This is a genomic window from Bradyrhizobium sp. UFLA06-06 (genome assembly GCF_054820065.1).
In genome coordinates this window covers 325,318-346,300 of the sequence record NZ_JADFUD010000001.1, presented here as the reverse complement: position 1 = coordinate 346,300, position 20,983 = coordinate 325,318, and the positions used below count along the sequence as shown (strand labels likewise).

19 protein-coding genes are annotated in these 20,983 nt (G+C 64.0%); 2 read left to right on the top strand and 17 right to left on the bottom strand.

The annotated features are described in order from the left end of the window. Positions 1–7: 7 nt before the first annotated feature. From IF803_RS01520 to IF803_RS01490, 7 genes are all read right to left on the bottom strand, one after another. Positions 8–718: an ABC transporter ATP-binding protein gene (locus IF803_RS01520; RefSeq protein WP_461191015.1), complete on the bottom strand. Its 711-nt coding sequence runs from the start codon at positions 716–718 to the stop codon at positions 8–10. Beyond that, entirely contained in the window at positions 708–1,427 is a 720-nt protein-coding gene (locus IF803_RS01515; RefSeq protein WP_225647398.1) for an ATP-binding cassette domain-containing protein, read from the bottom strand. Before IF803_RS01515 ends, IF803_RS01520 begins: the two co-directional genes overlap by 11 nt. A gap of 3 nt (positions 1,428–1,430) precedes the next feature. Next, a complete protein-coding gene (locus tag IF803_RS01510; protein ID WP_461191014.1) occupies positions 1,431–2,504 on the bottom strand; it encodes a branched-chain amino acid ABC transporter permease in 1,074 nt (357 codons plus the stop codon). A 13-nt stretch (positions 2,505–2,517) separates the two neighbouring features. Then, the gene (locus IF803_RS01505; RefSeq protein WP_018270848.1) at positions 2,518–3,384 is read right to left on the bottom strand and encodes an ABC transporter permease subunit; all 867 of its coding nucleotides are present in this window, start codon (positions 3,382–3,384) and stop codon (positions 2,518–2,520) included. Positions 3,385–3,478: 94 nt separating this feature from the next. Continuing rightward, on the bottom strand, positions 3,479–4,693 hold the full coding sequence (locus tag IF803_RS01500; RefSeq protein WP_461191013.1) for an urea ABC transporter substrate-binding protein: 1,215 nt from the start codon (positions 4,691–4,693) through the stop codon (positions 3,479–3,481). A 58-nt stretch (positions 4,694–4,751) separates the two neighbouring features. Continuing rightward, positions 4,752–5,747 carry an acetamidase/formamidase family protein gene (locus IF803_RS01495; RefSeq protein ID WP_461191012.1) on the bottom strand — a complete coding sequence of 332 codons (996 nt, stop codon included), beginning with the start codon at positions 5,745–5,747 and terminating at the stop codon, positions 4,752–4,754. A gap of 17 nt (positions 5,748–5,764) precedes the next feature. Further along, positions 5,765–7,165: an amidase gene (locus IF803_RS01490; protein ID WP_461191011.1), complete on the bottom strand. Its 1,401-nt coding sequence runs from the start codon at positions 7,163–7,165 to the stop codon at positions 5,765–5,767. A gap of 423 nt (positions 7,166–7,588) precedes the next feature. Here IF803_RS01490 and IF803_RS01485 point away from each other — a divergent pair, with 423 nt between their 5' ends. Continuing rightward, positions 7,589–8,752 carry a transporter substrate-binding domain-containing protein gene (locus IF803_RS01485; protein ID WP_028345130.1) on the top strand — a complete coding sequence of 388 codons (1,164 nt, stop codon included), beginning with the start codon at positions 7,589–7,591 and terminating at the stop codon, positions 8,750–8,752. Then, positions 8,749–9,336, top strand: coding sequence for an ANTAR domain-containing response regulator (locus tag IF803_RS01480; protein WP_304499571.1), 588 nt, complete (start codon positions 8,749–8,751; stop codon positions 9,334–9,336). The genes IF803_RS01485 and IF803_RS01480 overlap by 4 nt, the downstream gene beginning before the upstream one ends. Positions 9,337–9,345: 9 nt before the next feature. Here IF803_RS01480 and IF803_RS01475 read toward each other — a convergent pair whose 3' ends face one another. The 10 genes from IF803_RS01475 to IF803_RS01430 all read right to left on the bottom strand — a co-directional run bounded on the left by IF803_RS01475 (position 9,346) and on the right by IF803_RS01430 (position 20,904). Then, positions 9,346–11,634, bottom strand: coding sequence for a nitric oxide reductase activation protein NorD (locus IF803_RS01475; RefSeq protein ID WP_461191010.1), 2,289 nt, complete (start codon positions 11,632–11,634; stop codon positions 9,346–9,348). Positions 11,635–11,648: 14 nt separating this feature from the next. Beyond that, positions 11,649–12,476 (bottom strand): CbbQ/NirQ/NorQ/GpvN family protein, encoded by an 828-nt coding sequence (locus IF803_RS01470; RefSeq protein ID WP_051002629.1) that lies wholly within the window; start codon positions 12,474–12,476, stop codon positions 11,649–11,651. A gap of 34 nt (positions 12,477–12,510) precedes the next feature. Next, positions 12,511–13,530, bottom strand: a complete 1,020-nt coding sequence (locus tag IF803_RS01465) for an alpha/beta fold hydrolase (RefSeq protein ID WP_461191009.1) — start codon at positions 13,528–13,530, stop codon at positions 12,511–12,513. A 34-nt stretch (positions 13,531–13,564) separates the two neighbouring features. Then, on the bottom strand, positions 13,565–14,899 hold the full coding sequence (locus IF803_RS01460; protein WP_461191008.1) for a purine-cytosine permease family protein: 1,335 nt from the start codon (positions 14,897–14,899) through the stop codon (positions 13,565–13,567). Positions 14,900–14,994: 95 nt separating this feature from the next. After that, positions 14,995–16,032, bottom strand: a complete 1,038-nt coding sequence (locus IF803_RS01455) for an aliphatic amidase (RefSeq protein ID WP_028331418.1) — start codon at positions 16,030–16,032, stop codon at positions 14,995–14,997. A gap of 33 nt (positions 16,033–16,065) precedes the next feature. Further along, complete coding sequence (gene urtE, locus IF803_RS01450; RefSeq protein WP_028345134.1) at positions 16,066–16,758, bottom strand: urea ABC transporter ATP-binding subunit UrtE; 693 nt, start codon at positions 16,756–16,758, stop codon at positions 16,066–16,068. Next, a complete protein-coding gene (gene urtD, locus IF803_RS01445) occupies positions 16,751–17,503 on the bottom strand; it encodes an urea ABC transporter ATP-binding protein UrtD (RefSeq protein WP_304499566.1) in 753 nt (250 codons plus the stop codon). The genes urtE and urtD overlap by 8 nt, the downstream gene beginning before the upstream one ends. Next, complete coding sequence (gene urtC / locus IF803_RS01440) at positions 17,500–18,639, bottom strand: urea ABC transporter permease subunit UrtC (RefSeq protein ID WP_304499565.1); 1,140 nt, start codon at positions 18,637–18,639, stop codon at positions 17,500–17,502. The genes urtD and urtC overlap by 4 nt, the downstream gene beginning before the upstream one ends. Positions 18,640–18,655: 16 nt before the next feature. After that, positions 18,656–19,525 (bottom strand): urea ABC transporter permease subunit UrtB, encoded by an 870-nt coding sequence (gene urtB / locus IF803_RS01435; protein ID WP_028345137.1) that lies wholly within the window; start codon positions 19,523–19,525, stop codon positions 18,656–18,658. A 128-nt stretch (positions 19,526–19,653) separates the two neighbouring features. Further along, positions 19,654–20,904, bottom strand: a complete 1,251-nt coding sequence (locus tag IF803_RS01430; RefSeq protein WP_035634274.1) for a transporter substrate-binding domain-containing protein — start codon at positions 20,902–20,904, stop codon at positions 19,654–19,656. Positions 20,905–20,983: the final 79 nt, after the last annotated feature.

The following is a 20,983-nucleotide window of genomic DNA, read 5'->3' as shown; positions in this document are numbered from 1 at the left end:
CGGTCGATCACAGCAACAGCTGTGCGCGAACGTTGTCCGCGTTGACCTCCTCACCGGCCAGCGATCGCGTGATCTTGCCCTTCTCCATGATGTAGCAGCGCTGCGCGATCTCCAGGATGGTGTCGAGGTTCTGCTCGACGAACACGATCGTGGTCCCGAGCTCCGCCCGGAACGATTTCAGCGCCTCGCAAATGTGCTGCACGATCGACGGCTGGATGCCCTCGGACGGCTCGTCGAGGATCATCAGCACCGGATTTCCGATCAACGCGCGGCCGATCGCAAGCTGCTGCTGTTCGCCGCCCGACATGGTGCCCGCGATCTGGCGCCGGCGCTCCTTCAGGCGCGGAAAATACTCGTAGACGAGCTCCGGCAGCTTCTTGCCTTCGGGTCCGCCGATCAACTCGCCGACCTGCAAATTCTCCTCGACGCTCATTTGCGGAAACACGTCGCGACCTTGCGGGATGTAGCCGAAGCCGGCGCGCGCCCGCGCATCGGCCTCGAGCTGCGTGACATCCTGATCCATGAAGCTGATGGTGCCGCGCCAGGTCTGCAGCAGACCGATCAGGCACCGCATCAGGGTCGATTTGCCGACGCCGTTGCGGCCGATCACGCCGACGATCTCGCCGCGCGAGACCGACATGCTGACGCCCTGCAGGATCGGCGTCGCGCCGTAGCCCGCCCAAAGTCCCGACACCTCCAGAATGCGATCAGTGGGCATGGGTCTTACCCAGGTAGATTTCAGCGACCTTCTCGTCTTCCAGGATGGCCTCGAGGCTGCCGCGTGCGAAAATCTTGCCAAGATGCAGGACGGTGACGCGCTGGGCGACCTGACGCACGAACGCCATGTCGTGCTCGACGACCAGGACGGTCATGCCCTCGGCATTGAACGACTTGATCAGCTCGCCGGTCTTGAAAGTCTCTTCCGGCGACATGCCGGCGGTCGGCTCGTCCAGCAGCAGCAGCTGCGGCTGCAGCGCCAGTGCCATCCCGATCTCCAGCCATTGCTGCTGGCCGTGCGACAGCGCACCGGCGAGCTTGCCGCTATCGTCAGCGAGATTGAGCAACGCGAGCAGCCGCTCCTCTTCATCACGGCATTCCGCGCCCGAAATGCGTTCCTGCAGCGCGATCTGGATGTTCTGTCGCACCGGCAGCTCCTTGAACACGCTCGGCGCCTGCATCTTGATACTCATGCCACGCTGCACCCGCGCGTAGGGCCGCTCGGCGGTGATGTCGATCGAGTCGAAAAAGATGCTGCCCGTGGTCGGCGGATAGAGCCCGACGATTAATTTGAACAGCGTGCTCTTCCCAGCCCCGTTGGGCCCGATCAGGCAGTGCACCTCGCCGGCATTGACCGTCAGGTCGACATCGGAGACGGCGGTCAATCCACCGAAACGTTTCGATACGCCTTTTACGTCGACCAACGCCATGATTCAGGTCTCATCCGATTGCAGGCGGGCGGTATCGGCCAGCGCGGGGGCCCCATCGCGGCGCCGACGCCGCGTCCACCAATCGACAACGAGCTTGCCGATGCCGAGCACGAAGCCTTGCGGCGCCAGCATCACGGTGGCGAGCAGCAGCACGCCCATCAGCACCAGCGCCGCTTGCTGGCTGTAGACCGTGATGGTCTGGAAACCGAACAGCAGCAGGAACGATCCGACCAGGGTCGCAGTCAGATCGTTGCGTCCGGAGAAGGCCACCCACACGATCGGCATCGCCGCCGCCGGCAGGCCGATGCTCGATGGCGTGATGAACTGCCCCCAGGACGTGTACAGCGCACCGCTGAGGCCTGCGAGCCCGCTACCGATCACGAAGGTCAGAAGCTGATATTTGCGGACGTCGTAGCCGAGCATCTCGGCGCGCTGCGGATTTTCCCGCGTCGCCACGATCACGTTGCCGACGCTCGAGTTCACCAGCATGCGCAGCGCGATGTAGACGATCACGATCAACGCGATCATGACGTAGTAGAGCGCCGAGCCCTCGATGTCGAAGTCGCCGACCGTGAGCGGGTCCATCCCCTTCATGCCGTTGAAGCCGTTCAGCCGGGCCGGACCGATATGCCATTCCGGCCCCGCCGTCTGCCCGAGGAAGAAGGCAAGCACCAGCGTCGCCGACAGCGTCACGATGCCGAAGAAGATCCCACTGATGCCGCCCCAAATCATGAAGTAGCCGAGGATCCCGGCCGCGATCATCGCTATGACCACGGCGAGAACCAGCGCCGCGATCGTGGTCGTTCCCCCGCCCATATTGATGGCCAGCACGCCATAGCCGTAGCCGGCGATGCCGAAGAAGAAGGTCTGGCCGAACGACAGCATGCCGCCGTAGCCCCACATCAGGCAGAGGCCGAGCGCCATGAAGATCCAGATCAGGAAGTAGGCGAAATTGCCGACATCATAGGAATCAGCGAACAGGGGATAGATCAGTGCCCCCGCCAGCACGGCGAGGAAGCAGGACCAGAAGATCTTCCCGCGTCCGAGCGTCTGCGGGCCCTCGAGCAGCTTGAACATCAGAAATTCCCGTCTAGCGCCCACGACGAACCAGCACGCTGGATAGCCCCTCGGGCAGCACACGTATGATCAGGATGACTGCAAACAGCATGCCGATCTGTCCGATGATCTGCCCATAGCTGGCATTCAATGCCATCCGGATCATCGCCAGGAACACGGCGGCCGGCGCAGTTCCGAGCAGGACATTGGCGCCGCCGATCACCACGGTGACAAAGCTCTCGACCACGAAGGTCGCTCCCATGGTCGGGATCAGCGTCATGGTCGGCGCGTAGAGCGCGCCGCAGAGCCCCGCAAGCGCGGTGCCGATGCCGAAGCTGATGGAATAGATCCGCCCGGTGCGCGCGCCGAGCGCCTTGGCCATCGCCGCATTCTGCATCGTGGCGCGCGCGATCACGCCAAAGCGCGTCTTCATGAAGATGATGTAGAGACCGGCGAGCACGGCCACAGCACAGCCGAACAGCACCAGCCGGTAGGTCGAGAACGTGTAGCCTCCGATCGCAAAGCTTCCTTCCGGCGTGCCGATACCGCGCACCGCGGAGCCGACGATCAGCAGCATCGACTGCGTCACGATCAGGCTGAGGCCCCAGGTGGCGAGCAGCGAGTCGAGCGGACGCTTGTAGAAGCGCCGCACGACGAGGTACTCGACGATCATGCCGATGATCCCCGCGGTCAGCGCAGCAAGGATCTGGGCAATCGGAAGCGGGACGCCGAGGTTGACGAGCCCCACGGTGACGTACGCGCCGCACATGATGAACTCGCCATGCGCCATGTTGATGACGCCCATCATGCCGAACACGATGGCAAGGCCCGCCGCCGACAGGATCAGGAACGCGAAGACATCGGCGAACTGATAGAATACCGAGAAGAGTTCAGCCGACATTCCGGTCTCCCTGATCGCGGCGCCGCATCATTGCGGCGCCGGCTCGGTTCGAAGTCGTGACGCACAACACGAGCAAGATTCGTGCCTGCGCGCATCACGATTTGCTGGGGAGATGACTCGGCGTGTACTGATCCTTGTCGTTCTTCTTGGTGAGATCGCAGCCGATCTCGCCAAGCCAGTACGGCTGGATCGTCCCGTAGTCCTTCTCCACCGTCACCTCGTGCTTGGGCCCGACCGAGATCAGGCGCATGCGGTGCGACGTATGCTGGCTCTTCGGGTCGACGCAGACCTTGCCCTCGGGAGCGTCGATGCAGGCATCGCCGGTTGCGATCACCTTGCGCATGTCCTCGAGCTTGGTCGACTTCGCCTTCTCGACCAGCGCCTTGTACATGTAGAGCGCGTTGTAGGCATTGTAGCCCATGTCGTTGATGTAAAGTTCATCGGGGAATTTTGCGTGCCAGCGCTTCTTGAAATCGTTGGCTTCGGGGGTATCGATCTCCTCGAACCAGTTCGCGGTCGCATGCATGTTGTTGAGCGCCGGCGGCTTGAACCGCTTGTGCTCGAAGCCGAGCATGATCTTGATCGAAGAGCCCATCGGCAGGTTGAGGTTGGCCGCGGCAGCCTGCTCGAAGAACGAGTCCTGCGCCGCACCGACATTGATCGTCAGCAGCCAGTCCGGCTTCGCCTTCTGGATGTTCTGGATCGTCTGCGCGAACTGCGACACGCCGAGCGGGATGAATTCCTCTCCTACGACCTCGCCGCCGAGGTCCTTCATGATCTTGCGGTTCCACTCCGCGGAGATCTGCCCGAAATTGTAGTCGGCTGCGATGACGTAGACCTTCTTGCCGAACTTCTGGACCATCCAGGGGATCAGGGTCGAGAACTGCTGCTCCGGCACCGCACCCATGCTGATCATGCTGGCGTCGCAGACACCGCCTTCATACTGGTTCGTATAGAAGTACGGCGTGGTGGTGCGATCGACGATCGGACGCAACGCCTCGCGCGAGGCCGAGGTGATGCCGCCGATCAGTACGTCGACCTTGTCGCGATTGAGCAGCCGCCGGCCGAACTCCTGATAGCGGGCATTGTCACCTTGGGGATCAAGGTGAATCAACTCGATCTGCCGGCCGAGAATGCCGCCGCTCTTGTTGATCTCCTCGACCGCGAGCTGCGAGCCGTGCAGCTTCGGCATGCCCATGAAGGCGAGATCGCCGGAGACGTCCTCCAGCAAGCCGACCTTCAGCGGCGGCTCCGCCGCCTGGGCGGCACCTATTGCCGCGGTCCCGAGCATTGCGCCAAGCAAAGCCATTCCGACTATACGCCCCGAATACATCGCGATGTCCTCTGTCGTTGAAGGATGTTTGAAGTCACGCCTTGAGGTAATTCTTCAGGATCGACGCCCCCATCGTGTATTTGGGATCGACCATGTTGCCGAGCCGCATGCGGCCGGCCTGGCTGAGCAACATATAGGCGTCGATTTCGTCGAAGCCGTAATCGGCGCTCATCCAGCGCACGAGCTCGCGATAGGCGATGCGCGCGGCGTCCTCGAGCGGACGCGCGCTGCCGATCGTCATGATGAAGTCGCGCGTCTCCAGCCGCGGCCAGGCGAAGCTCCAGTTCTTGATCAGATCGATCTGCAAAGTGACTGTCGCACGCTGCTCGAGCGCGACGCCCGAGAGCTCGCCATCGCCCTGCGTGGCGTGGCAGTCGCCGACATAGAGCAGCCCGCCTTCGGCATGCACCGGCAGATAGATAATCGCGCCCGGTGCGACGTCGGGCAGGTCCATGTTGCCGCCGTGATAATCCGGCTGCAGCGAGGAAATCGCCTCGATCTCGGGCGAGACGCCGATCGTGCCGATAAACGGCTCATAGGGCAGCGTGATCTTGTCGCTCCAGCGCACGCCGTTACGGTCGACATGCAGCTTCTTGACGCGCTCGGGCAGCGGCGGATTGAGCAATGCCGTGGACGCGGTTCCGACCAGACCGCCGAACTCCGGAATGATGCAGGTCGTTCCGGCCGGCTGCGCGCCGCGGGTCTCGACGTCGCGGATATAGACGGCGAGGCAATCGCCCTTCTTGGCGCCCTTGACCGCGATCGGCCCGCATTGCGGGTTCAGATAAGGGAAGTTCAGCTTCGCCGTAGGGCTGTCGCTTTCGCTGGTGAGCACGCCGCCGAAGGCGTCTTCGGTTTCGACAACGACAACCCCGCCCGGGTCGATCGACAGGGTCGGCTTGGCATAGGGCCCATAGACGTAATGGAAGCCGCCCTGCTGCTCGATCGTCAGGCTATGGGTCGTGCCGGTCGCGCCCTTGGCAAGGGCGCGCTTGGCCATGATGGAACTCTTCAACCAGTCTTCGGTCATGCGAACGGCTCCTCGATTCAGATCGCGGGATGGCGCTTGTGCCAGTCGGTGACGCGCTGGAAGGCATCGCCCGCGCGAACGAGGCTTGCTTCGTCGAAGTGTCGGCCGACGAACTGGAAGGCGACGGGCCCGCCGTTCGGCGCGAAGCCGCCGGGAAGCGTCACGGTCGGGCTGCCGGTCATGTCGAACGGACAGGTGAAGCGCAGCAGCCCGGTAATCAGCGACGGATCCTCACCCAGCGCTGCCATCTTGGCTAATGTCGGCGCGGCGAATGCCTGGGCCGGAACGGCAATCAGATCGACCGTCTCGAACAACAGCCGCACCGCGCCGCGGAATGCTTCGCGCCGCAGCACGATCTTCTGATAGTTCATGCCGGATTGCGCCCGGCCGAGATCGAGCAGGCCGGCGAGCGCGGGACCATATTCGTCCTTGCGCGCGGGATAGGTCTCTTCGTGCGCGACCGCCACTTCGATGCCGCACAAGGGGAACCAGTCCTCGATGACGGCCTTGGGATCGGGGAACGTGATGTCCTTGATCTTCGCGCCCAGATCGGCGGCAACTCGCAGCCCTTCGCTGAGCACCTTGCCGGCGGCCTCGTCGGTGCCCTCGCTGGTCCAGCGCCGATCGACCCCGATCGTCACGCCGCGCAAATCGCCGGACAGGCCGGCGAGATAGTTCGGCACGGGCAGCGGCACGGAGGTCGTGTCCTTGGGATCCTGACCCGCAATCACGGCGAGGATCGCGCCGCAATCGGCCGCGCTACGCGCCATCGGCCCGATGTGATCGAGCGTCGCCGCGAGTTCGAAAGCGCCATAACGGCTCACGCGTCCCCAGGTCGGCTTCAGCCCGGTGATGCCGTTGGCGGCCGATGGAAAGCGGATCGAGCCGCCCGTATCGGTGCCTAGCGAACCGAAGCAAAGCCCCGCGGCGGTGGCGACGCCGGAACCGCTCGACGATGCACCCGACCACAAATCCGCATTCCACGGATTCTTCGGCGGATCGATCTTCGGGTGGTGGTCGGCATAGGCGCCCTCGGTCTGCTGCAGCTTGCCGAGGATAACAGCGCCGGCATCCTTCAGCCGCGCGACGACTGTGGCATCCTCGCTCGGCCGGAAATCCCGGTGGATGGTCATGCCGTGCGCGGCCGGAGCGCCCTTCGCCCAGCACAAATCCTTGACGGCGATCGGCACGCCGTGGAGCGGTCCCTTGATCTTGCCGGACGCGATGTCCTTCTCGGCTGCCGCCGCTTCGGCCAGCGCCGCCTCGCCCATCACATAAGCGTAGCTCTTGAGCTTGCCGTCGAGCTGCTCGATCCGCCCGAGCATCGCCTTGGTCACCTCGACCGGCGAGAGCTTTTTGGCCTGGATTTGCTGCCCGATCTCAATGAGCCCGAGATAGTGAAGATCCGTCGTCGGCATCGTTTCTCATCCCCGCACTTGACATGACGCAAGCGCAGGCACTGCCCATCACCGCGCATGCGCCTCCGGCTTGGCGGCACGGACGTGTCGCCAATTTGTTTAGCGGCAAAAGCAAAAAGCCACCCGCCCCTCCGAAACGAAGGTGACGAATGGCCCAAATGCCGCGGCTATGAACTATCGCATGGGTCCGGGGTCGAACGGAGCACTCTGCGCGGCGATCGGGACGTCATCGGCCAAATCGACGCACGCAAGGTTCGACAGGAAGCCCTGTAGGAGAAAATTCTAAGGAGGTGTGCAGCGCGTTGTCAACGAGGCTGGCTGCACAAATTTCGCGAGGTGCATGCGCAGCAAATCGGCATGACCCCTTGCCCCGACCTCTGCCAAGATGATTTCCTTGATGCGTCGCGTCGCCGAAAGTACTCAATGACCAAGCCCTCCATTCCAGTTGGCATCATCTGCTCGCAGCACGGGCCCTATCAGGCCATGGGACGCGAGATCCTGAAGAGCGCCATGATGGCGGTCGACGAAATCAACAATCAGGACGAGTTCGACTTCGCGATATCTGCGCATGTCCGCGATCCCCGCGGAATCATCTCGGAGTACCATACGGTTTGCGACGACCTCATTCGCAACGTCGGCGTCGAGCACATCATCGGCTGCTACACCTCGGCCTCGCGCAAGCAGGTGCTGCCGATCGTCGAGCGCACCGACCGCCTGCTCTGGTATCCGGCACGCTACGAGGGGTTCGAATGCTCCGACAACGTCATCTATGTCGGCGCCTCACCCAATCACAACGTGCTGCCGCTGGTGCGTTACGTGCTCGACAATCTGTCGCGCGAAATCTTCTGTGTCGGCTCCAACTATGTCTGGACCTGGGAAACCAATCGCGTCACCCGCGAGCTGGTGACGGCGGCCAAAGGACGCATTCTCGCCGAACGCCTGCTCGAACTCGGTGAAAGCGCGGTCACGCACATCGTGGACGAGATCGTGCGGCGCCGGCCGCCGGTCGTCTTCAACACGCTGGTCGGCAGTTCGAGCTACGACTTCATCCGCGCCTTTCATGCGGCGACCGCCGCGGCCGGCCTCGACATCCCGATGCTGAGCTGCAGCCTGTGCGAGCCCGAGCTCAAGATCGCGGGTCCCGCGTCGGCCGGATGCATCACCTCGTCGGCCTATTTCGAAAGCATTCGCCTGCCCGAGAACCGGGCCTTCGTGGCGCGCTGGAAGGCGCGCCACGGCGAACACAGCAGCCCGTCGGTCGACGGGCAATCCGCCTATGTCGCGGTCTATCTGCTGGCCCGCGCGCTGCAGCGCGCCGGCACATCCGATATCGGCGAGGTGCGGCGCGCCGCGGCCGGCCATCGCTACAATTCGCCGCAAGGTCCGGTCTGGATCGACGGCAGCAACAACCACTGCGTCCTGACGCCGCGGCTGGCCGTCTCGAACGCCGAAGGACAGTTTGACATCTTCTGGGAAGCTGAAGCGCCGGTCAGACCGGATCCTTATCTGACGCAGCTCGACATCGCCGCCAGCCCGGCAAGGGATGGAACGTTGCCGAATGCGCCGCATTTGCGGGTTGTGAAATGAGCAAACCGTCTTCATTTTCACTGCGCGGGCGCAAGGCGCTCGTCGCCATCAAGGATGAACGCGATGCCTCGATCGTCAGGCGGCAGTTCGAGCGCCTCGGGATCGAGATCGTCACATGGGAGCCCGGCACCAATATCGACTGCCGTCCCGACGTGACGCTGATCGATGACGAGTTCCTGCCGCTCACCTCGCCGGCACAGCGGGCGTCGCTTGGACGAAGCCCGGTCATCGCCCTGCTCGGCACCGAGACGCCGAGCCGTCTGAAGCTGGTGCTCGACCTCGATCCGGCGTCGTTTCTGGTGAAGCCGCTGCGCTCGGCCGGAATCTATGCCGCGCTCGTCCTGGCTTTCGAACGCAGCGAGCGCACCAGCGAGCTGAAGCAGCAGGTGCTCAAGCTGGAGCAGCGGCTGCGATCCCGCCGCGTCGTGCTCGCCGCGGTCCTTCAGGTCATGCACACCCATGCGCTAGCCGAGCCGGCTGCCTTTGCGCTGATCCGCCGCGCCGCCATGGAGCAGCGCAAGACGATCGAGGAACTCTCGGCGGAGATCACCGCAAAGGGCTCCTTGCCCCGGGCAACGGGCTAGCTCCTGCGCCTATTTCTTCAGTTCCGCGTAGAGCTGCATCACCCGTTGCGGCAACACCTCGATGCGCGGCACGCGGAACGCATAGCGCTCGCCGAAAATCCGATCGAGCTGGGGAAATCTGTGCTCGCCGATGCCAAAGGCAAAGATATCGGTGCCGCGCCGCCGCAGCTGCTGGGCGGCACGGCGCGCGTCCTCAACGAGATATTGCGCATCCGGGACGTCGATGTCGGACGGCTCGCCGTCGGTCAGAACCAGCAACACCTTCCGGAACGCGCGTCGTTCGGCGAGGAAGCCCCCGGCATGGCGCAATGCCGCGCCCAGCCGGGTGGAATGGCTGCTGCCTAGGCCCGCAAGACGCGCACGAACCACGGCGTCCATCGGCTCCGCAAAGCCCTTGATGCGCAGATAGCGCACCCGCTCGCGGCCGTCGGAGCTGAAACCATGCACCGCAATCGCATCATTGGCGGCCTCGACCGCGGCCGCCATGATCGCCGCCGCCTTGCGTTCGACGTCGAGGACCGTCCGGCCGCGGCGGTCACGATCGGCGGTCGATTGCGACAGGTCCAAGAGCAGCAGGATGGCGAGATCGCGCGGTCCGGGCGCATCGCGCTGGTAGACCCTGGGCTCGCTGATATTGCCGGTGCGCCGCTCGATCGTCAGGGCGATCGCCGCATCAATGTCGAGCGCGTCGCCGTCGCGCTGGCCCTTGTGTCTGATACGGCGGCCGATCGACGCGTCGCGGGTCAACTCCGTGATCCAGCGCATCGCCTCGGCGTCCGTCGAGGGATCGAAGGGCTGCGCGGAAACGGCGGCATCGGCCTCCAGGATCGTGGTCCAGTCCGGCCGCTCGGTACGCGCCGCATAGTCCCATTCCGGGTAGGTCGCGACTGGAAACCCGTCCAGCAGCGTGACCGCGCTGGCCTTCGCGCGCAACGTCTCGTCCGGCCTGGCGTTGTCGTCGGTCGATTGAGCACCCGCATCGTCGCGCCGCTCGATCCGCACGGAATCGACGGCAAGTTCGATCGTCTCGGCCGGACTGTCCGGCTGGTCGCCGAAATCCCACAGCGCCAGATTGTCGTCGCGATAGGCGGGTTCGACGACGTAGCTCTTGGCGTTGAACTGCAGCCGCATCTGCCCGATGTCGTTACCGAGCAAACCACCGATCTCGCGGCTGATGGCGGGATCGCTCCAGCGGCCGGCGGCCGCGGCAAACAGCTGTTGTCCCTTGGTCACCCACGCATCCGGATCCTGATAATCGGGATCGATCAGCGCCCGCGCCAGCCGCATCATCAGTCCGGCTGCGGTTGCCTGGCCGGCCGGCGTCGCGCTGTGGAATGGCAACCACAGCCGGCGCAGCCCGGGCATCTCGCGGAGCGCCAGCGTCTCGACCCGGGCATCCTCGATCAGCGAGACCAGCGCGATCTGCAGCGCCTTCAGTCGCCCCACCGGAAAGCGGGCGGTGGAATGCACCAGATGCGCGCCGGCATGCGCGACCGCCGCGAGATAGACGGCGTCCGCTGCCTCGCCTTCGAAGCCGGGAAAGGTCTGCGGCAGACCGATGAGCCCGGCGGCGAGCGAGGTCCGCCGCGGCACCGGCGTCGGTGCAACGGCAAGTTTGCGGAAACGCGGCTTTCTGTTCCACAACGCAATCGTGGTTGCAGCGAGGCGCTTTTCCAGCCGCGCGAAATCATCCCCGCTTCGGCCGGCTGCGAACAGTTGCGCCGAAAGCTGATCGTCGAGCGCGAAATAGGCGCGGCGGCGCGATGCGCGACCGCCACTCGCACGCAAGCCGGCGGAAACCCACGCCGCAAACTCCTCGCCGCCGGCATGCGCCAGAAACTGCTCCAGCCGGCCGATCGCGAGGCTCGCCGATTCCGGCCCAGTGGCGGCGAGTTGGTCGAGCGCGACGAGGACCGCGGTGACTTCTCCTGCACCCGCAAGCCGCGGCAGCAGCTTGGACAATTCGGTCAGCAACGCATGGGCGACGCGGCTTCCGGCACTGCGGCCGATGTCCCGGACCGCGCGGCCGATCGCGATCAGATCATCGGCCGATCGCTGCGCCGGCCATTGCTCCGATAGACGCAGAAAGCCCTGCACCACGGCTTGACCGAGATTGGCCTCGAACAAGGCGTGCACGGCCTCGTCCCAGAGCGCCAGATCATCGAACCAACCCGTTCGCTGCAGAGCGGCGCGCGCCGCCTGCACGGCCGCAGCTACATCGTCATGGCCGCGCAAGAGGGCCGCAAGCCGACGTCCGGACCGGAAACTATCGAGCGAACTGATTTGCGCGACCGCCACCTGCAAGCTTCCGCTTACCCACAGGCCGAGATCACGTCGCGCAACGTGTTCCTGGTGTCCGCATCATCGGTCAAGGGAACGACGATCGTGGTCTCGCAGGCCTTTTCGAGGCTGATGCCGCATCCGATCAGGCGGCCGGCATTGACCAGCATCCGGGTCGAGGCGCCTTCGTCGAGCCCCTGGCCCTTCAGGTTGCGGCTGTGCTGGGCGATCTTCACCAGGAGATCGGCGAGGTTCGGCTCGATGCCGGCTTCGCGCGACACCACCTCGGTTTCGGCCGGCCGATCAGGATAGCCGAAATCCAGCGCCGCGAAGCGCTGCTTGGTGGATTCCTTGAGGTCCTTGATCGCGCTCTGGTAGCCCGGATTGTAGGAGATCACGAGCTGGAAGTCGGAATGGGCGTGGATCAATTCACCACGCTTTTCCAGCGGCAGCACACGACGATCGTCGGTCAAGGGATGGATCACGACCGTCGTGTCCTGGCGCGCCTCGACGATCTCGTCGAGGTAACAGATCGCGCCAAGACGCACGGCGGTCGTGAGCGGCCCGTCACTCCACACCGTGCCCTCTGCATCGAGCAACCAGCGCCCCACCAGATCCGCCGCCGTCATGTCCTCGTGGCAGGCTACCGTGATCAGCGGGCGGCCGAGCCGCCACGCCATATATTCGATGAAGCGGGTCTTGCCGCAGCCGGTGGGGCCTTTCAGCATCACCGGCATGCGGTTGGCATAGGCTGCACCGAACAGTTCGACCTCATCCTTGAGCGGCCGGTAATACGGCTCCTCCCGGATGCGGTACTGGTCGAGCAGCAAAGCGGGATTGGACAAGCTCACGCCTCCCATGATCGCGCAGGCCGCCGTTCGCAACCGGTCGATATCACGATGCGAGCAGCTCCTTGAGCTTGCCGTCGATGAAGGCGACATCGACCGGATTGGTCCCCGGCCCGCCGGCGAAGTGGCCCCAGATCGACGGCACCGGCACGAGCTTGGCGTTCGGCATGTGCTCGACCTCGAACGCGCTGTCCTCCGGCGGGAAATAGAGATCGGTCTGACCCGGCATGACATAGGCCTTGGCCTTGATCGCTCTCAGCGCGGCCTTGAAGTCGCCGTTGTAGATTTCGTTGTCGCTGATGTCGCCGTGCTGCCAGGTCCACAGCATGGTCAGCAGGTTGTTGGGATCCTTCGGCAGGAAGAAGCCTTCCCAGAACGCCACCAGGAAATCCTCCAGCGACGAATAGCCCAGCGTCTTGATGTCGAGCTGCTCGCGATAGAAGGCCTGCGAAAAGCCCCAGCCGGCATAGACACGCGCGGCGGCGCGCAGGCCGCGGGCCGGCTTGTCGGTGTACCAGCCCTCCTTCCACGCAGCATCCGCGGTGAGTGCCGCCTTGACGCCCTCGAGGAACACGAAGTTGTGGCGCGAGCATTTCGCCGAGCCGCAGAACGGCGCCAACAGATCAATCATATCCGGATAGAGCGCGCCCCAATGGAACGTCTGCAACGCGCCCATCGACCAGCCGACCACCAGACGGATGTGCTTGATGCCGAATTTCTCGGTCACCAGCCGGTGCTGGGCGCGGACATTGTCATAGGCCGTCACCTGCGGGAAGCGCGGTCCGTTATACGGTTCCGGCGTGTTGCTCGGCGACGACGACAGCCCGTTGCCGAGCATGTTCGGGATGATGATGAAGTACTTTGCCGGGTCGAGCGCCCTGCCCGGTCCGATCAGCCATTCATTGTCGTAGTGCTGGCCGGAGTACCAGGTCGGATAGACGATCACGTTGTCCTTGGCCGCGTTGAGCTGGCCATAGGTCTTGTAGGCGAGCTTGCAGTCGCGAATGGTCGCGCCGCGCTGCAAGGTCAAATTGCCGAGATCATGGATCTGATAGTCGACGCTCATTGATGTACCCTTCTTGCTTGATCGAGCTGATCGCTTACGCGGGACGCGCCACCTTTTCGGTCGGAGACTCCACCCGTGCGATCGCCCCATACACGATGCCTGCGACCACCGCGGCGAAGATCGCAGTGGACAGTCCCGGCATCAGGTTTTCAACCCCAAAGGCAAACAGCGACCCGATGCCCCAGGCGATGAACGGCTTCGCACGCCAGTCGACGTCCGCGCGCGCCTCGGCCCGCAGCAGATACTGATCGACCAGGATGATCGCACCGATCGGCGGCACCAGGATGCCGAGCAGCGACAGCCACTGGATGAAGAACGCCCAGACATTGCCGGCAGCGACCAGGATGCCAAGCGCACCGAGCACCACCGCCATCAGCCGCATATTGGTCCCGAGGATGCGCGACCAGCCGGTGGCCGCGTTGTACAGGCAATGCGAGCAGACAGATCCGAGATTGGCATAGAGGAAGATGAACGCGAGGATGCTGAGCCAGGTCAGCTGCTTGCCGTTCATGTAGCCGAACATGTTGTCGACACCGAACGGATTTGCGTTCGGCACGGCGAGCGCCGCCGTCATCACGCCGCCGACCAGCATCGCCACCAGATTGGCGAACGGAAACGCGCTGAACGTGGCGAACAGCGAGGCCCGCGCGCTCGGCGCCCAGCGGTTGAAGTCCGCCGTCACCGTGCCGGCGTCGATGAACAGCGCGAGCACCACCGTGAGGCCGACGCCCATCGACATGCTGGCGACGCCGTTGTTGCCGGCATAGCCGAAGATCGCCGCCGACGTCGTGGTCGAGGCGGCATCAGCCGCGACCCAGAGACCGAGCACGACAAACAGCGGCACCGACGCCAGCCCGATCCAGTGCAATCCCTTCACGCCGACGAAGGTAATCCCGATATAGAGCACGCCGGCAACGATGGTCATCGCCACATAATTGAGGCCGTAGGTCGAGGAGATCAGCGCGCCGGTGATGCCAGTCTGCACCGCATACCAGCCGAGCAGCAGGGTCGACAGCAGGCCCGACGCCAGCACGTAGCCCTTCTTTCCGAACACGATGCTGGCGATCAGCGCGAAGTTCATGCCTCGCCTGGTGCCGATCAGGCCGAGCGCGCCCACATAGGCGAACATGATCAGGTTGCCGACGATCATCGCCACCAGCGCATTCTTGAACCCCATGCCCAGCACCAGCAGCGATCCGGTCATCGCGCCGGTGATGATCATCGGAAAGCCCAGCCACACCATCGTGACCGAGAAGGCGCTGCGCCGGGCGCTCATCGGCACCGGCTCGTGCTCGAATTCATGGCCGAGAAGGTCGTCGATCTGCCCTTCGGTCTGATGAACCAGCCCGCTATTCGATTGACCGCTCATGATGTCCCCCCTGTTTCCTCCGCGAGGAAGTGTCCGCCGTTGCATCGAACCACGCCGGCGCGAAACATCGCGCCGGCGCCGATCGTCGATGTCACTCAACGATGTGCGACTTTCTGGTTCGGAATGCCCTCGATCGGGCATTCGTCGGTTCCGACGGTCGGACGGGTCATCGCCTCGACCATTTCCCGGGTCCCCTCGGGGTCGGTGATCCAGTTCTTGTAGAAGGTGTAGGGGCAGACCGCGTGACCGCGATCGCCGTCGCCGGAGTTGATCAGGCCGGTATAGCCGCGGTGCATCAGCTTGAAGAGATGGTTCTGCGACTGCATGTTGCGGCGGGCGTCACGGATCAGCGACACCGAGAGCTGCGCGTACTGGATGCCGTTCTCCTCGGTGCCGCACTCGCCGAGCGTCCTTCCGTCGAAGCCGATGAGCGCGGAATGGCCGAAGTAGGAATAGACGCCGTCGAAGCCGGAGGCGTTGGCGACCGCGACGTAGCAGTTGTTGGCCCAGGCCATCGACTTCGAGATCTGGATCTGCTGCTCCTTGGCCGGATACATGTAGCCTTGGCAGCGCACGATCAGCTCGGCGCCGCGCATTGCGCAGTCACGCCAGATCTCCGGATAGTTGCCGTCGTCGCAGATGATCAGGCTGATCTTCAGTCCCTTCGGCCCGTCCGAGACGTAGGTGCAATCGCCGGGATACCAGCCCTCGATCGGCACCCACGGCATGATCTTGCGATACTTTTGGACGATCTCGCCCTTGTCGTTCATCAGGATCAGCGTGTTGTACGGCGCCTTGTTGGGATGCTCCTCGTGGCGCTCGCCGGTCAGCGAGAACACACCCCAGACCTTGGCCTTGCGGCAGGCGTCCGCGAAGATGCGGGTTTCCTCGCCCGGTACCGACGACGCCGTCTCGTACATCTCCTTGGAGTCGTACATGATGCCGTGGGTCGAGTATTCCGGGAAGATCACGAGATCCATGCCCGGCAGGCCGAGCTTCATGCCCTCGACCATCTTGGCGATGTTGCGCGCGTTATCCAGCACCTCGGCCTTGGTGTGCAGGCGCGGCATCTTGTAATTGACCACGGCAACGCCGACCGTGTCCTTGCTGCTCGATATGTCTCCATGCAACATGTCTCGACTCCCTTTCCTGAGCGATAATTCCCGCTACACGGCCATGTGCAGCTGGATGAGATCATCGGTGAGCTCACCGATCGCGCCCTTGGCGACGACGCGTCCCTTTTCGAGCAACGCGAAGCGATGAGACGCACGCCGCGCGAACGCGACATTCTGTTCGACCAGCACGACCGTGATGCCGCGCTCGCGATTGAGGCTGACGATCACGTCCTCGATCTGCTCGACGATGTTTGGCTGGATACCCTCGGTCGGCTCGTCCAGCAGGATGACCTTGGGCTTGGCCAGCAGCGCACGCGCGATCGCAAGCTGCTGCTGCTGGCCGCCGGAGAGGTTGCCGCCATAGCGATTGAGAAAGTCCTTGAGGACCGGGAACAGCTCGAGCACCCACTCCTCGATGCCGTTGGCCGATTTCGCGGCAAAGGTCCCGAGCGTCAGGTTTTCCCGCACAGTGAACTTCGGCAAGATCCCGCGGCCCTGCGGCACATAGGCAATACCGGCCTTGGCGCGCTGATAGGTCCGCAGCGGCGAGATGTCGGCACCGTCGAGCGACAGCCGTCCGGTGCACCGGTCCATCAGGCCGAGGATGCTGCGCATCAGCGTGGTCTTGCCGACGCCGTTGCGGCCGAGCACCGAGAGGAATTCGCCATTGCCAACCGTCAGGTTGATGCCCTGCAGGGCGCGGCTGTTGCCGTAGAAGGCGTCGACGTCGGTCAGCTCAAGCATGGCTGATGCCTCCCGATCCGAGATAGGCGCGGCGCACTTCCGGATGTGCCTCCACTTCCGCCGCGGTGCCCTCGGCCAGCATCTGGCCCATATGCATCACCGAGATGATGTCGCCGATCGCCTTGACGAAGCCCATGTCGTGCTCGACAACGATCAGCGTGTGCTTGCCCTTCAGCCGCGCGAACAGTTCGGCGGTCTTGCGGGTTTCCTGTGCCGTCATGCCGGCGGTGGGCTCGTCCATCAGGATCAGCTCGGCGTCCTGGGCGACCAGCATGCCGATCTCCAGCCACTGGGTCTGACCGTGCGACAGATAGGCGGCCGGCCGCTCGAGCTGCTCGGTGAGCCCGACCAGTTCGGCCAGACGCTCGACATGCTCGCGCCCTGAGTTGCCGATATTCCAGCGCAAATTGCCAAGCACGGAGGTGCGGCGGGCTCGCGCCACTTCAAGGTTCTCGGAGACCGAGAGCTCGCGGAATACGCTCGGCACCTGGAACTTGCGGCCAACGCCGGCGCGAGCGATTTCGTATTCCTCGAGATCCTGTAGCGCAGTGCCATCGAAGCTCACCGTGCCCGCGCTCGGCTTCACCTTGCCGCAGATGATGTCCAGCGCCGTGGTCTTGCCTGCGCCGTTCGGCCCGATCAGGCAGCGCAGCTCGCCCTTGCGCACGCTCATGTTGAGAGCATTGAGCGCCTTAAAGCCGTTGAAGCTGACCGAGACGTCGCGGAGATCGAGATGGGAGCTCATGTGCTGCCCTCCGTCTGGCCGACGCCTTGCGCCACCCCGCCCGCGGCCGCATGGCGGCGCTGCACGATCCAGCGCAGCACGACCTGCGCAAGGCCGGCGAGCCCCTTCGGCAGGAACAGCACCACGAGCACGAACAGCGCGCCCATCACCAGCGTCCAGGTTTCCAGGAACGCCGCTGATTCCGACAGCGCGCCCTGCATGCCCGCCACCAGCACCGCGCCAAGGAACGCACCGACCAGGCTCTGCCGGCCGCCGACCGCGCACCACACCACCACCGAAAGAGAGAGCTGCACGCCGAGGAAGGTCGGCGAGGCAAACTCCATCACCACCGTGTAGAGCATGCCGGCAAGGCCCGCGATCGCCGCCGACAGCGCGAACACGAAGATCTGGTAGAGCGCGACGTCGTAGCCGAAGTAGCGCACCCTACTCTCATGGTCTCGGATCGCCTGCACGATCAGGCCGGCCTTGGTCCTTGTGAAGGCAAAGGCGACAAGCAGGCTGAGCAGGACACAGCTGGCGACGAGATAGTAGGTTGCGCGGCCATAGGCATCGAACGCGACGCCGAAGATCTCGAGCTGGGCGAGATCGGTGATGCCGTTGAAGCCGCCGGTGTAGCTCTGCTGGTCGATGATCACGAGATTGATCACCACCATGGTGGCGAGCGTGATGATCGAGACATAGACGCCGGTGACGCGCCCCCGGAACATGAACCAGCCGAGCGCCGCAGCGACCAGCGCCGGCACGATCAGGCCCGCGGCGATCGCGAAAGTCAGCGAGCGGAACGGCTCCCAGAACCACGGCAAATGCTGGACATTGTTCCAGACCATGAAGTCCGGCAGTCCGCTCGCCCCCGTATGCACCGGCACGGTCTTGAGCTTGAGCGCCATTGCCATGGCGTAGGAGCCGAGCCCGAAGCTCATCGCCTGGCCGAGGTTCAGGATGCCGCCGAATCCCCAAGACAGCCCGAGCGACACCGTGAGGATTCCCAGCACCAGATAACGCGCGACCTTGTTGAGCAGGAAGTCATTGTTGAGCAGCACCGGCAGCGCGAACACCACGGCGCAGACGATCAGCAGAGGCGCAAGCTGCGCGATCAGGCGCTGCAATCCGCTGGAGTTAGGAACATGCGACGGCATAGATGAGCGATCTGTCTCAGGCCCGCACGCGTGCGGTGAAAAGCCCCTCGGGGCGGAAACGGATGAGCACGACGATGGCGAGCAGCACGATCGCCTTGGCCACCGTGTCGTTCTGCAGGAACGCAATGCCGCCGGAGAGCTCGCCGAGGATGAAGGCGCTCGCCACGGTGCCGGCGAGGCTCTGCACGCCGCCGAGCACGACCACCATGAAGGCATCGACCACATAGCCGGTGCCCATATCGGGCGACACGCTCTTGAGCGGCGACACCAGCGCGCCGGCCAGTCCGGCCAGTCCCGCGCCATAGGCGAAAGTCAGCGCATAGACCCGTTTCGCGTTGATGCCGAACGAGGCGGCGACGGAACGGTCCTGGATGATCGCGCGCAACTTCATTCCGACCGTGGTGCGGTTCATCAGCAACCAGGTCGCGACGAACAGTGCGATCGACACCACGAACAGGAACACCCGATAGGACGATACCGAGATGCCGAACACGTCCATGCTGTCTGACAGCGCCGGCGGCAGCTGCACGTAGCGCAGTTCGCTGCCGACCATCAGCCGCACCGCCTGCTGCAGCATGATGCCGACGCCCCAGGTCGCAAGAATCGTGTCCAGCGGTCGGTTGTTGAGCAGGCTCAGGACATAACGCTCGATGACCCAGCCGAACGCGGCGACCACGAGGAAGATCGGCACCAGGCTCGCCAGCAGGCCGAGCCCCAGATAAGTATGGAACACCCAGGCCGCGTAGGCGCCGAGCATCACGAACTCGCCATGGGCGAGATTGATGATGCCCATCGAGCCGTAGATGATCGACAGGCCCAGCGCGACCAGCAGCAGGATAGATCCGATGCTGAGGCCGGTGACGATTTGTTCGATGAATTGGTCCACGTCGGGATCCGCTTTCGATGTTCGTTTTGTGCGCCCTGCCCCTCGCACCCGTTCGTGCGAGAGGCCGCATTCGTTCGGGACGCTGGCCGCCGGCGCCGCACGCCGACGGCCTTCGTCAGCCCCCGTCGTCAGCTCTTCTCGACCAGGCCCTTCTCGGTGCATGACTGCCCGGGATAGGCCGCGTAAGGCACCGGCTTCAGCCACTCCTTGGCCTCGACCAGAATCTCGAACTGTCCGTTCGACTTCGCCTGCGCGATCTTGGGCCACAGCCAGGTGTGCAGGTTCTCCGGCTCGATCCGGACCTTGCCCTGCGGTGCAATCACTTCCTGGCCCTTGACCGCGTCGCGGATATTCGGCGGTGTGAGGTCGCTGGTCGCGAGCTTCTCGACCGCCTGCTTGAACAGGTAGGTCTGGAAGTAGCAGGCCTCCGACACGAAATGCGTCACCTTGTCGGCGCCCCAGCGCTTCTTGTAGGCCTCGACGAACTTCTCGTTCTCCGGCGACTTGTGCACCATGAAGTAAGGCGCCGAGGTGAAGTGACCGGCGGCCGCCTCGCCGCCCATCGCAGCGACTTCGTTCTCGGAGGTCGTCAGGCTCGCCATCGGCATCTTCTCGGGATCGAGGCCGGCCGCCTTGTACTGACGATGCAGCGCGACCACGGAATCGCCGACCACGGTGGAGAAGATCACGTTCGGCTGCGTCGCGCGGATCTTGTTGATGACGGAAGAGAATTCGGAATGGCCGAGCGGCACATATTCTTCCGCCACAACCTCGCCGCCGAGTTTCTCAAGCAGCTTCTTGCAGTAGTTGTTCTCTTCCTTCGGATAGATGTAGTTGGAGCCGATCAGGTAGAACTTCTTGCCGAACTTCTTGACCAGCCAGGGCACGAACTCGTCCTGCTGCTGGTTCGGCACCGCGCCGGTGTAGATGACGTTCTTCGAGCACTCGCGGCCTTCATAGAGCGTCGGATACCAATAGAGATTGTTCTGCCGCTCGAACACCGGGAGCACCGCCTTGCGGCTCGCCGAGGTGTAGGAGCCGAACACACTGACGCATTTGTCGCCGACGACGAGCTTGCGGGCCTTCTCCGAGAAGGTCGCCGGATCGGACGCGGGGTCCTCGACGATCGGCACGATCTTGCTGCCCTTGATGCCGCCTGCGGCGTTGATCTCCTCGATGGCGAGCAGCGTCGCCTTGTTGAGCGATTCCTCGATGATCGCGGTCGTTCCGGTCAGCGAGAACAGCACGCCGACCTTGATCTCGCCGCCGGCGGCGTAAGCGAGGTCGGCGTTCTTGATCCAGATGTGCGGCAGTCCGGCGCCGGCAAACGCGCCAAGCGCCGCGGTATTCCTCAGCAAAGTCCGCCGTGAAATGCTCATCCCTAGCTCCCTTCAGGACTGAAAAAACAAAAAAGCCCTCCCGATGCGCGCTTACGCGAGCATTGGGAGGGCTTTGTTG